Below are 11,480 nucleotides of genomic sequence, written 5' to 3'. Positions count from 1 at the left end.
AAAGGGTTATGAGCACGAAAATCATCAGCCTGGTGTCCATCGGCGCCCACCCGACGTCCGGTCGGCCGCGTCGCGCGGAACAGGATGCGCGGGCGGTGGAACTGGGCCTGCAACTGGCTGGGGATAACTTGCAGGTGCTGCATGCTGGCGACATCGCCGAGCCTGCGCTGCGCGCTTACCTGGGCATGGGCCTGGAACAGTTGCATGTGCTTGAGCAACCCGAGGGTGCCGATGCGCTGCCGGCATTGACCGAGTATCTGCGCGATGCCGGTGCTCAGGTAGTGTTGACCGGCAGCCAGGCGGAAACCGGTGAAGGCTCTGGGATGTTGCCCTTCCTGTTGGCTGAAAGTCTGGGCTGGCCGTTGGTGGTGGGGCTGGCACAGGTCGAGTCCATCGATGGCGGTTCGGCGCTGGTGCTGCAAGCCTTGCCGCGCGGTCAACGTCGTCGGCTGAAGGTGCGCCTGCCGTTTCTGGCAACGGTGGACAACGCCGCGCCCAAGCCTCGCCAGAGCGCGTATGGCCCGGCCCGACGCGGCCTGCTGCAAGCGCAGGACGTTGAAGTCATCGATGATGAACTGCTCGCGGTCGCCAGCCTGCAACCGGCCAAGCCACGGCCCAAACGGTTGAAAGTGATCAAGGCCAAGAGCGGCGCCGACCGCATGAAAGCCGCGACGGCCAAGGCCAGTGGTGGAGGCGGGCAGGTGCTCAAAGGCGTGACGGCCCAGGCCGGCGCCGAGGCGATTTTGAAGTTGCTGATTGAGGAAGGTGTGGTTCGCTGACGGATCACCCGTGCAAATCTAATGTGGGGGCGAGCAAACCCGCTCCCGCATTCGATTCAGGGTGTATTCGGACCAGGAGCCGCGGGAGCGGCTGCCGACGGCACCGTCGGCGGTGCCGCTTGCTGTTCTACCGGTGGGGGCAACGGCTGCCAGGTGGCATCCGGTTGCTGCATCGGTGGTGGCAGCGGTGCACTCAGGGAGCTGGAGCCGCCACTGGATTTGAGTGTGAGGCTACTGCTCGTATCACGCAGGATCATCCCTTCAGTGGAACTGCGCGCCTCGGTGCCACTGTGGAAGGTGCTGACCTGGGCGATCGGCAGATCCAGATTACGTTCGATTCGGGGTGTGAGCAGCAGGATGATTTCCGTCTTCTGCTGGGTGCCCAGGTTGGTACCGAACAAGGTTTTGCCCAGCCAGGGGATATTGCTCAGCCATGGCAAGCCAGACCCCTCATCAATGTCTGCCGTGCGGATCAGCCCTGAGACCACCTGGGTTTCATTGTTGCGTGCCGTCAGCATGGTCTTGGTGGAACGAGATCCCAGCTCAAAGGTGGCCGGAACATTTTCCGAGCCAGGGATACGTTTGGTGATGTGGCTCATTTCTACAAACAGATCGAGACTGATTTCGTCGGCCAGGCTGATATTGGGCTGCACTTCGATTTTCAGACCCACGTCCTGATAGCTCACTGACGAGGTACTGATCTGGTTGGCGGTAGTGGTAGTGATGACGGGGATCTTGTCACCGATATTGACCTGAGCCTTCTCGCGGTTTTTCACCCGAACCCTTGGGTTGGCCAGCGTCACGGTGTTACCGCTGCGTTGTAGCAGGTTGATTCGTGCTGAAGTACTCCCGGTGTCCAGCAAAATGTTATCGCCATTGATCCCCCGCAATGCGCTGATGGGCGTGCCGGCGAGACCTTCAGGCAAGTTGGCAAAGTTGCCTACCGACAGGCCGATGCTTTCCGGGTAGGCGATCCCCAGGTTCTGTTCGTCCGCCAGGCTGACTTCGAGCACCTGAATATCAATGGTCACTTCCGACTGGGCGATGTCGATGGCTTCCACCAGCTTTTCGACAGCGCTCAACGTGTCGAGACCATCGCGCACAATCACTGCATTGAGGCGTTCATCCACCAGTACTTCCTTGGGCTTGAGCAACTGCTTGATTTCGGCGGCGATCAGCTTCGGGTCGCTGTGGCTCAGGTAGAAGGTGCGCACCGCCAGCTCACGGTATTCGCGATCCTTTTCCGGCCGTGAGGGGTACACCAGGATGGTGTTGGCGTTGAGGATTTTCTTCTGCAGTTGCTGGGTTGCCAGCAGCAGGTTGAGTGCATCTTCAGGGGTGGTTTTGGTGGCGGTCATGCTGGCGGCGGCATTGGGGTTCACGTCCTTGTCGATGACGAAGTTGACCCCGGACACGCGGGCGATGGTCTCGAAGATCGCCGCCAGGCTCTGGGAACTGAATTCCAGGCTCACGGGTTTGCGCATGGCTTCACTGAGGTCGGGGCTCAGGTTGTCGGCACTCACCAGCTCGCGGGTCAGGGCATTGCGCAGCTCCAGGGCCGCACGATAGTTGGGTTTTTGCGCGATGATCTGGCGCACCAGGTGGAGGGCTTCAGTCGGGTTACTGTCTTTGATCGCAAAAGCCCGAGCCAATTGCGGGCGAAGTTGCTTCATCATCTGGATGCTCTGGATTTCCTGTCGGGCGCCGAGGTTGCCGGGGTCGTACTTGAGGATTGTTTGCATCGCTGCGATGGCCGCGGCGTCATCACCGCGCATCAACGCGGCACTGGCCTCGCGGCTGTATTGGGCGACCAGTATTTCCAGTTTGCTGAAGTTGGCGGTGCGCAAGCGCACGTCGTCGGGATTGTCCTTGGCTTCGGCTTGCAGCAGTTCTACCGAATCCACGATCTGTCCTTTCTGGCGCAGTTCGTCGCTTTGCTCGATGGCGCGTTGCGTCTCGCAACCGGTCAGCAGGATCAATCCAATGCAGCAATGAACTAATGTGCGCGTTGACATGAGCGTTCTCTTTGTCCCGTCACGGGTAGGTACCCAGGTGTAAAGTGCTGACGTGCTTCATGGGCAAGTACGTCAGCACCACGCGGGTGTCAGTCAATTTGTCCAGTCGGTAGTCTTTGTCGAGCATGCCGCCAGGCCGAATCCGGCCTGGTACCGTGCATTGGTTGCACAAGGTGTAATGGTTGCCGTTGCCTCTGAGCACGACGATCTTGGCCTGGTTTTGATAGCGCCATTGCGCACTGACAACGAACGGCAGTGGTGGCGGTGTCGGTATCGGGTTGCTGACGACCGAGGGCGCAGGAGGCGGCCGCCAGGTTTGTATCGGGAACACGTCCACCACGGTGCCGGGTTCAGCAACTCGTGTGGTCTTTGGCTCAGACGTAGGAGGGGTGGTCACTCCGGGCGCGGCTGCTGCAGGGGATGTTGGCGTGTCGGGACTGCCGGTCTGATCCTCCCAGAACAACCAGCCGCAACCGAACAGGGTGAGCAGCAGCAAGATCCGCAAATAGAGTGGCACTTTCATTCAATCACCCCCAATACGCTTAATTTGAGGTTGATGGTCAGTTGTGCAGCGTCGATCTCCTTGCGCTCCAGCCTGAGGTTTTCGATACGCACCGCCGGCTCTTGCACCACGGCGGCCAAGGCCTGACGTAATGCTGGATAAGTGCCGGCCAGAGGGATTTCGATGTCCAGGCGTTGAAGTTCGCTATCGCCCGGCGTGGAGTAGGAAAGGGTGGTCTGATCGATACTGAAACCCTGTTGCTGAATGAGCGTCAGGATCTTTTCCAGGCGAGTCGCGAAGGCCTGGGCACTGGGTAGCTTTTCTACCGCTGCCGGCTCAGTGACCTGCACATCTTGAGGGCGTTCGGCGATAGCTGTCTGCAGCTCCTGACGACGCAGGGCATCCTGCTCAAGGGGCGGGACAATCAGTGTCAGTTTGATCACCAGTGTGCCGGCCATGGCCCCAAGGGCGAGCACACCCCAAAAACCGAGAGTCTGCTGCCAGTGCACCAGCTGCCAGCGCAGGCGTGGTAGCCATTGAGCGAGGCCGGGAAGCTGACGAGTCAGACGCTTCATCACGGCCTACCCGCCGCCAAGGGTAAGCTTGACCAGCACCGGCCGTGCCGGATCGTTGGTCTTGCGGTTGCTTTGTTGCAGGCTCACGTGAACACCATCCAGGTCCTTGAGCCGCTCGACAAAGCGAAACGCGTCGCTCAGTACCCGAGCTTCCAGTTCCAGGTTCAACAGTTGGGTTTGGGTATTCACCTCCAGATGAGTCAGGGCTATGTCGCTGGACCATGCCTGGCCCAAGGCATCGAGCAGCGGGAAAGGCGTGACTGCTTGCTGGCTGAAGACCACCAGCTGTTCTTTTTGCTCGGGCGAGAGGTGGATGGCCGCTTGAATCAGTTGTTCCTGTTGTCGGGCCAACTGGATGAATTGCTGCTCCAGTTCGTCGGTCTGTCGCTGCTGATGCTGCATCTGTTGCCAGTGTTCCCACGTCGTGAACATCACCATCAGGGTGATCAGCCAGAGCAATGCCACGAGAGGACGGCGGGTGGTGCCGGGGTGTAGGAAATCGATCATCGGCGAGCGCGCAGCCCGCAGGCGTTGCCAGCGCTTCTGCAGATTCATGGTGCCGGCTCCATTAACCAGGGGTGGGGTGGTCCCAGCCAGTGTTCTGGAGGCTCAATGGGGCGAGGGGTTGCGACAAAGGATGCGGGTGCGTGTTGTTCAACCAGCAGGTTTGCGGTGAACAGGTTATCGCTCAAAAGGCTGTCGGGAGCGGTGTGTATCAAACAGACCTGGCTGATTGCCCCATGTTGCATGTAGACGCAACCGAGGGCGCTGGTTTCAGGTACCGCCAATACACAATCGCCAGGCAATTGTATGCGGTAATGCTGCAGGGCTGCCGTCAACAAAGGTGCACAGGTTCCCAGGGGCAGGGCTTTGAGTTTGAACAGGGTGCGCAAGTCTTCCAAAAGGTCCAGAGGGATGGCCACCGCAAGGCAGCTGTGACCGAAGCCAGCGTGGGCAACCTGCACCTGCCAAGGGAGCGGGTCAATGCCGGTCTGCTGGTTGAAGCTCGCCCGGGCGTAACTTTGCCAATCGGCCTGGCTGTACAGGCCGGCCTGCCAAGGCAGCATCCAGTAATGCACGTGTGGAAAACCGAGCAGCACCGTGACCCGGTCCAGATAACGCAATCGTCCTCGTGGTGCCTGCTCCAGCAGGGTGGCGCAAGCACCCAGGGGCTCGCCGTCCTGGTGACTGCGCCAGGCTGGTCCCATTTTCCAGCGGGGGCGAGCTGCCCAGGTGGCGCCGGTGCTGTGCAGCAACACCACATGCTCAATACAGAGAGATGACACGGTGAATTTCCTTGAGTGTGGTGTGACCGGCGGCAGCGCTCGCCAGTGCGATATCGCGGATAAACAGGTGGCCGGATTGCTGCGCCAACTCCCGCAGGGCAGACGCCGAACTGCGTTGCAGCAATCCCTCCTTGATGCTGTCGGTGACAGCCAACACTTCGGCCATGGCCAATCGCCCGCGATAGCCGGTATGTCGGCAGGCTTCACAACCTTTGCCGATCCGGTAGCGGCCTTTCTTCAAGTGCAGGTGCGAGAGTTTCGCAAGTCGCGTCAGTTCGGCATCGGGCTCGACTTCCACAGCGCATTCTTCGCATATGCGTCGTACCAGTCGTTGTGCGACCACGCCGTTCAGCGCCTCGACAAAGCTGGCCGGCTCTACGTCCATGTAGATAAATCGCTCCAGCACGCTGAAGGCGCTGTTGGCATGCACCGATGACATCACCAAGTGCCCGGTCAGAGCAGCCTGCACGGCAATGCCGGCGGTCTCGCCGTCGCGGATTTCCCCCACCAGAATCGTGTCCGGGTCATGGCGCAGAATCGAGCGCAGACCGCGGGCGAAGGTCAGACCCTTTTTGTCATTGACTGGGATTTGCAGCACTCCCGGTAACTCGTACTCCACCGGGTCCTCGATGGTGATGATTTTTTTCTCGCCGGTGTTGGTCTCCGACAAGGCGGCATACAGAGTGGTGGACTTACCGCTGCCGGTCGGTCCCGTCACCAGCAACATGCCGTAGGGTTCGCTGGCGAGGGTGCGAATACGCTCGATGGTATCGGCGGCCAGCCCCAGGCTATCGAGGCTCAGCGATTCCCCTCGCTGCGACTTGTCGAGGATGCGCAGCACGGCATCTTCCCCGTGGATACTGGGCATGATCGATACCCGGAAATCCACCTCGCGAGCCTGAATTCTGGCCTTGAAACGACCGTCCTGAGGCACCCGTCGTTCGCCGATATCCAGCTCTGACAAAACCTTGATCCGCGACAGTGACTGCTCAGCCATGTCCAGTCCGGCGGCCTGTCCCATCTTTTGCAGCACGCCGTCGATGCGGTACTTGATCTCCAGACCCTGAGGAGTGGTTTCGACGTGAATATCGCTGGCGCGACTTTGCAGGGCATCGAACAACATCGAGTTGACCAGACGCACCACCGGATTGTCGTCAAGGGCGATGCTGCTCAGGGATATTTCCTGGGCGGTCTCCATCACTCGGGCATTTTCGTCGTCTTCGCCGAAGGGTTGCATGACCCGTTGGCTGGTTTCGGCGAGGGTCAACTGCTCTTTCACCGCACCCGGCAAGCTCATGGCCAGTGGCAGTGACTGCAACGTTTTCGAAGACTGAATCCAGCGACGGCTGGCCAGTGAAAACGGATCCCCCAAAACCAGACAAGGTTCACCTTGCCAGTCCACCACCAGCACCTGATGGACCAGCGCCTGGGGCAGTGGCAGGAGGTCGAAACGCCAGTGGTTGGCGAGATCCGGCGGCTCGATGGCCTTTAAGCCCAGCCGGGTGGCAAGCGCCTGCAATTGCTCGGGTGCCTTGTCCAGGATCTCCAGCAAGTAATTGGCTAGCGATAGCCCTTGCTGTTCGGCCAGTGCCTGCCATTGCCGGATTTGATCACTCATGGCTTTTTATCCCTGGATTGAGCCCGCGAGCTCGAAAATCGGCATGTACAACATGAACACAATCAGCCCGATCAAGCCGCCGACCACCAGCATCAGCAGCGGTTCGAAGACCTTGCTGAACAATTCGATGGCCCGCTCAAGCGCTTCGTCGTGAAATTGCGCGATGCGCTCGCACATCGCCGCCAATTCACCGCTTTGCTCGCCCACCCGTAGCAGGCGTTCAGCGACAGCGGTGGTCAGTTGATGGCGTGCCAGAGACGTCGATAGCGGTTGACCGGCCTGGATGTCGGTCATGGCCTGGCGCAGTGCGCCCTGGCGCTCACTGGGCAGCAGCGCACCGGACAGCTCGATCGCCGTGACCACTGGCATCCCGCCCATCAACAGCATGCCGGCGGTACGATAAAACCGGGCGAGGATAAACAGCGTGCGTTGGGCACCCAGGCTCGGAATTTTCCAGAATAGTGTGGCGGCCCGGTGCTTGAAGGCAGCGCTGCGCAACAGCAGCACCAGGCCGGCGACAGCAGCCAGGGCGCCAAGCATCAGCTCCATCCCACGCGCTTGCACCAGTGCGCCCCACCAAACCATGAACCGGGCCGTGGCCGGCAGATCGGCTACCGCATCGAACACCGAGGCAAATCTCGGGATCACAAAAAACAACAAGAACAGCAGGACCAACGCGCCGACACTCAGTACCACCAAGGGGTACATCAGTGCACCGCTGACGCGCTTCTTCACCGTTTCCAGATGCGCCTCAAAGTGGTGATAGCGTCGCAAGGCAACGGACAACTGGCCGCTGTGCTCCGAGGAAGCCACGGTCGCGATCAACAGCGAAGGGAACGTCTGTGGCTTGAGCTGCATCGCCCGGGACAGTGCGTTGCCTTGGTACATCGATTCCAGCAGTTCACTCATGACCTGCCGATTGACGCCGGGCTCTGCCTTGTCGCGCAAGGTTTCCACCGCTTCTACCAGCACCAGGCCGGCGTCCAGCAGTACCACCAGTTCCTGGATGAACAGGCCCAGGGCAAATTTTGTGCGACGGCCGGGCAGTTTCAGCTCACGACGCGCTTGCACAGAGATGATCTGCGTACCGTCGTCCTGCAGTTGCCGGCGTGCCTGCGCAAGGTCCGGAGCCTGGATGCGCAGGGTCTGCAAATGGCCATCGCGGATGATGCGCGCTTCGAAGTCGATCATGGTGTCTGCCCGGCCAGTTGTTGGCGGCGTCGCTGCAGTTCGCCGTAGTAACGCCAGACGGTGGCGGCGTAGCGCGAGCGACGGGCATCGCGCCCGGGGCGCGTACCGGCGTTATAGGCGCCGACGGCTTGCCAGTCGTAACCTTTCTCGCGGATGAACCCGGCGAGCACCCACGCTCCGACGATCACGCTGGTGCAGGGTTGAGTCAGCAGGTGTTGTTCGGTAATGCCAAACTGCGCCAATGCCGGCAAATGGCGGCTGTTGATTTGCATCAGGCCGATGTCATGGCTGCCGTCGTTGTTGAGATTGCGGGCGGACGGGTTCAAGCCCGACTCAACCTTGGAGATGGCGTAAAGCAATAATGGGTCTATGTGGTAACGGCTGCCCGCCAGTTGCCAACAATTGGCGTGTGCGCCGTTGATCAAAAACAAAGCGCCCAGTGTGAGGACGAAAGGGTGCATGTTCATTGACCAAACACGATGTCAGCGTTAGTCCCTTCGCCGCCTGCCTGGCTATCGCGCCCAAGGGAGATAATTTCGATCTCGTGGGCTGCGCCGGGATTTTTGAACAGATAGGGATTATTCCACGGGTCTGGTGGTGCGCCTTTGGGCAGATAAGGGCCATGCCAATTGGGTTCGGAGGCCGGGCGTTCGGTCAGCGCTTTCAAGCCCAGGGCTTCGCTGGGGTAATGACCGTTGTCCAGGCGGTACTGATTCAGGGTATCGACCAAGGACTTCATCTGGCCTTTGGCGGATTGCACCTTGGCCAATTCAAGTCGATCGAACATCTTGGGGCCGACATAACCGGCCAACAAGGCGATGATCAGCAGCACGACCAGCAGTTCCAGCAATGTGAAACCGTGCTGCGGGTGCCACGTGCGATATTGTGAGGATAGCGAAATCATGGCGATACCTTTTGGAGAGTGCCCGGGTAAGGCGGTTTTACTTTTTACTCTCCCGGCCCAACTACGCAGGGGCACTTCCGGCAGGACTTCGTTGTTTTAAGTGTGTGAGTTTCAAATCATTAAACGTATTGTTTGTGTTTTCTTTTTGTCGGGAAAGTTAACCAACAATAAGAAATCTCCGAACATAAGCGCCACACAAATATGTGGCGCCTATACCGAGTCAACTCGTCCAGGCTTTACATCTTGTCCCAGGCATCTGTCCAAGCCCGCCCTACACCAGGTTCATATGCACTTGCTGGTCCTTTGCACCAACCCGTGTACGGCCATGGCTTGCACTTATAATTACTGCCTTTATTGGACACGATACTGCCCGCTGCGTACTCCGTACCCTCTACCCATTGGTCAGGACTACCGCCATCCGCTGGATTGATGGTTACCGGAAATTCGGCTCGGCTGGTTTTTTTGTTCTGCTGATCGAATATGTTCAACCGTACAATGTGTTGTGCCGGTTGTGTGGAGGTGAAGGCTTTGAATGTGAGTGTGTCGCCATCGAGTTTTTCGGTGTCTCCAGCGGGTGTCCAAGAAAAGCCCAACTTGCCGTTGTACCCGATTGAGGACTGGCCAGAAAAGGTATAAGTCTGTCCTGACACCAATGAGGTTGGGCCGGTAATCCTTGCTACCGGGGGCCTTTGATCGATAGGCGTCTCACCTCCACCGGGGATGATGGACATGGCTTTGGTGTAAGTCTCTTTGGTTGCATAAACAGAGTTGGCGGCAGCGTTGGTGGTGTTGAAGACCACATTACTGCCGTTTTTTTCACCTATTTTTGCGATGTTCGAGCCCACTTGCTCAGCCACCTGACGACCCCAGACATTCTGGTTCACGTTGCTTTGGTCGATCTTGTGGGTGATATCAACGATTTCCTTGGCGGCAGGCGTATCGTCCATGATGCGGAAGTGCACGGAGTCCCCTGGCTTGATGCGATCCATCTCTGAACCAATAAATTGACCCAGATCATGTAGTGGATCAGGTGTCCCACCACCGGCAATGGTGATGTCGCTACAGTTGTAGAAACCTTCGCCATCCGGATCTATGCGCTGCCACCGTGTATAAAGCACGGCGTCACCCGAACGCCCCGCCGGAATGGTTACGTTGAACTTGAAGTAACCACTCGCCCCCGCAATTTTCGGAGGCTGACTGCCCCAGTCGGTGCGGGCGACGGTCATCTGTTCTTCATGGATTAAGTCCAGGTCGCTCCACTTCAGTTCCGTCGTCGCAGCGTTATAGCCGGGTTTACTGAGGTAAATTTTCACGAAGCTGGGTACATGAGGCGCTGTGCCAATAATTCGCACCTCCATTTTGCCATTTTGGGGCGTTATGGTTGTTTTGTGCCACGTGGCCAACGGTAAATTCAGACCATTCTTAAGTGGGTCAGCTGCCGAGCAGAGTTGGCCATCCGGTATCAATGTTTCGACAGTGCTCTGATCGTTGTAACTTACGATATGCTTGGCCACTTCGTTCCATTGTTTTCCGGGATATGTGTCGCTCTTTTCGTGCACAGCTTTACAGGCCGGATCACTGGGGCCTGTCCAGAAGTCTGGGAGCGTATAGCAATACACCTGTCGTGAAACGGGAATATCCACTGCGCCATGGGCCCAGATCAGCGTGGGTACCAAGAACGCCGCCGCCATCGCCCACCCAAGCAGGTGTCGAATTTTTTGCTGTAAATTCTTCATTTTTGTGTCCACCTTCAATTCAGATAAACGTGTTCCGAACTGCATGGAACAATCAGGGTAAGTTGTTGCGGTAGGCTTTATCCGGTTGGTTGAGCTCCATTGGGCGTGACGCTTTTTGGAGGGTTACTCTGTCCAGGGCCATACAGAAACATCCACCCTTGATAACTGCCTTGTCCTGAGAAGCTTTGGTTTTCCCTTGAAAAGTTACTTTGCTTGAAAGGGGTTCCCTTTGCGGTGCTGAAGACGCCCATGATGGTGTCGCCCGGGCCCTGGATCAGGCCCCACTCGTTAGTACCGAGCAGAGGGTCCTCATAGACCCGGCGCAAGTAGCGTTGAGTTGTGGGCTGGCGGCGGTCGAGTACCAGGTCGTCGAGGGTTTTGGGAAAGGTTTTGCCGTGCTGGTAATACAGGCCGATGGCCCGGCGAATTTCTCCGCCTCGGGCCAGGAGTTCCAACTCACGCTCGCGTTGCAGCACGCTGGACCAAAGCGTGCCCGCCTCCATTAGCATCACCGCGACAATCGCCACTGAAATCTGCATGCCTATGAACACCGAGCCTTGTTGGCGCTGCCTACTCGTCTGCATAGGGAGTTCCGACATTACGTTGGTCTGAAGCACCATTGCACCGTTTGTTGGTAATCGTGCTGGTGTTGTCATTGCTAGAGATCTTTTCGTGTGCTCGCGTGTTTAATAGAAATTCTCGAGCATTAAACAGCTCAATGTTTTTTTGAACAGTCGAAGTTTCTTTTTCCATTGGCATACTTATTTCGCTCTACTTGGAGTGAGCTCGAAAACTGCAGAAGTTAAATCCGGTAACAACTAGATACGCCAAGCGAGCATCTGCCACCAGCTGTTAGAAATAACAGTTACGACGA

At 58.1% G+C, this 11,480-nt stretch carries 12 protein-coding genes; 1 reads left to right on the top strand and 11 read right to left on the bottom strand.

Going from position 1 to position 11,480, the window contains the following annotated elements:
* The first annotated feature begins 8 nt into the window (after nt 1-8).
* The gene (gene etfB / locus CD175_RS19150; protein ID WP_104450069.1) at nt 9-779 is read left to right on the top strand and encodes an electron transfer flavoprotein subunit beta; all 771 of its coding nucleotides are present in this window, start codon (nt 9-11) and stop codon (nt 777-779) included.
* 56 nt (nt 780-835) lie between these two features.
* Here etfB and CD175_RS19145 read toward each other — a convergent pair whose 3' ends face one another.
* The 11 genes from CD175_RS19145 to CD175_RS19095 form a co-directional block, all read right to left on the bottom strand.
* On the bottom strand, nt 836-2,794 hold the full coding sequence (locus CD175_RS19145; protein WP_104450068.1) for a secretin GspD/PilQ domain-containing protein: 1,959 nt from the start codon (nt 2,792-2,794) through the stop codon (nt 836-838).
* Between the two features lie 19 nt (nt 2,795-2,813).
* Nucleotides 2,814-3,317, bottom strand: a complete 504-nt coding sequence (locus CD175_RS19140; protein ID WP_104450067.1) for a hypothetical protein — start codon at nt 3,315-3,317, stop codon at nt 2,814-2,816.
* A complete protein-coding gene (locus tag CD175_RS19135; RefSeq protein WP_104450066.1) occupies nt 3,314-3,871 on the bottom strand; it encodes a GspMb/PilO family protein in 558 nt (185 codons plus the stop codon). The genes CD175_RS19140 and CD175_RS19135 overlap by 4 nt, the downstream gene beginning before the upstream one ends.
* Before the next feature lie 6 nt (nt 3,872-3,877).
* Nucleotides 3,878-4,426 (bottom strand): hypothetical protein, encoded by a 549-nt coding sequence (locus CD175_RS19130; RefSeq protein ID WP_104450065.1) that lies wholly within the window; start codon nt 4,424-4,426, stop codon nt 3,878-3,880.
* Entirely contained in the window at nt 4,423-5,157 is a 735-nt protein-coding gene (locus tag CD175_RS19125) for a hypothetical protein (protein ID WP_240629014.1), read from the bottom strand. Before CD175_RS19125 ends, CD175_RS19130 begins: the two co-directional genes overlap by 4 nt.
* The gene (locus CD175_RS19120) at nt 5,138-6,775 is read right to left on the bottom strand and encodes a GspE/PulE family protein (protein WP_104450063.1); all 1,638 of its coding nucleotides are present in this window, start codon (nt 6,773-6,775) and stop codon (nt 5,138-5,140) included. The genes CD175_RS19125 and CD175_RS19120 overlap by 20 nt, the downstream gene beginning before the upstream one ends.
* A gap of 6 nt (nt 6,776-6,781) precedes the next feature.
* The gene (locus tag CD175_RS19115; RefSeq protein ID WP_104450062.1) at nt 6,782-7,966 is read right to left on the bottom strand and encodes a type II secretion system F family protein; all 1,185 of its coding nucleotides are present in this window, start codon (nt 7,964-7,966) and stop codon (nt 6,782-6,784) included.
* A complete protein-coding gene (locus tag CD175_RS19110) occupies nt 7,963-8,427 on the bottom strand; it encodes a transglycosylase SLT domain-containing protein (protein WP_104450447.1) in 465 nt (154 codons plus the stop codon). The genes CD175_RS19115 and CD175_RS19110 overlap by 4 nt, the downstream gene beginning before the upstream one ends.
* A gap of 2 nt (nt 8,428-8,429) precedes the next feature.
* The gene (gene gspG, locus CD175_RS19105) at nt 8,430-8,870 is read right to left on the bottom strand and encodes a type II secretion system major pseudopilin GspG (RefSeq protein WP_104450061.1); all 441 of its coding nucleotides are present in this window, start codon (nt 8,868-8,870) and stop codon (nt 8,430-8,432) included.
* Between the two features lie 236 nt (nt 8,871-9,106).
* Nucleotides 9,107-10,651, bottom strand: a complete 1,545-nt coding sequence (locus CD175_RS19100) for a lytic polysaccharide monooxygenase (RefSeq protein ID WP_240629013.1) — start codon at nt 10,649-10,651, stop codon at nt 9,107-9,109.
* Between the two features lie 32 nt (nt 10,652-10,683).
* Nucleotides 10,684-11,262 (bottom strand): type II secretion system protein, encoded by a 579-nt coding sequence (locus tag CD175_RS19095; RefSeq protein ID WP_240629012.1) that lies wholly within the window; start codon nt 11,260-11,262, stop codon nt 10,684-10,686.
* Nucleotides 11,263-11,480 lie beyond the last annotated feature (218 nt).

It is taken from the genome of Pseudomonas laurylsulfatiphila (assembly GCF_002934665.1).
In the GTDB taxonomy this organism is placed as follows: Bacteria; Pseudomonadota; Gammaproteobacteria; order Pseudomonadales; family Pseudomonadaceae; genus Aquipseudomonas; species Aquipseudomonas laurylsulfatiphila.
Note: the sequence above shows the minus strand (reverse complement) of the source record. Positions and strands in the feature narration are given on the sequence as shown.

What these genes read in the sequence shown, in the direction of transcription:
- CD175_RS19130 (WP_104450065.1), bottom strand. Translation starts at nt 4,426, where the DNA reads ATGAATCTGCAGAAGCGCTGGCAACGCCTGCGGGCTGCGCGCTCGCCG.
- CD175_RS19100 (WP_240629013.1), bottom strand. Translation starts at nt 10,651, where the DNA reads ATGCAGTTCGGAACACGTTTATCTGAATTGAAGGTGGACACAAAAATG.
- CD175_RS19135 (WP_104450066.1), bottom strand. Translation starts at nt 3,871, where the DNA reads ATGAAGCGTCTGACTCGTCAGCTTCCCGGCCTCGCTCAATGGCTACCA.
- CD175_RS19095 (WP_240629012.1), bottom strand. Translation starts at nt 11,262, where the DNA reads ATGACAACACCAGCACGATTACCAACAAACGGTGCAATGGTGCTTCAG.
- CD175_RS19110 (WP_104450447.1), bottom strand. Translation starts at nt 8,427, where the DNA reads ATGCACCCTTTCGTCCTCACACTGGGCGCTTTGTTTTTGATCAACGGC.
- CD175_RS19120 (WP_104450063.1), bottom strand. Translation starts at nt 6,775, where the DNA reads ATGAGTGATCAAATCCGGCAATGGCAGGCACTGGCCGAACAGCAAGGG.
- CD175_RS19115 (WP_104450062.1), bottom strand. Translation starts at nt 7,966, where the DNA reads ATGATCGACTTCGAAGCGCGCATCATCCGCGATGGCCATTTGCAGACC.
- etfB (WP_104450069.1), top strand. Translation starts at nt 9, where the DNA reads ATGAGCACGAAAATCATCAGCCTGGTGTCCATCGGCGCCCACCCGACG.
- gspG (WP_104450061.1), bottom strand. Translation starts at nt 8,870, where the DNA reads ATGATTTCGCTATCCTCACAATATCGCACGTGGCACCCGCAGCACGGT.
- CD175_RS19145 (WP_104450068.1), bottom strand. Translation starts at nt 2,794, where the DNA reads ATGTCAACGCGCACATTAGTTCATTGCTGCATTGGATTGATCCTGCTG.
- CD175_RS19140 (WP_104450067.1), bottom strand. Translation starts at nt 3,317, where the DNA reads ATGAAAGTGCCACTCTATTTGCGGATCTTGCTGCTGCTCACCCTGTTC.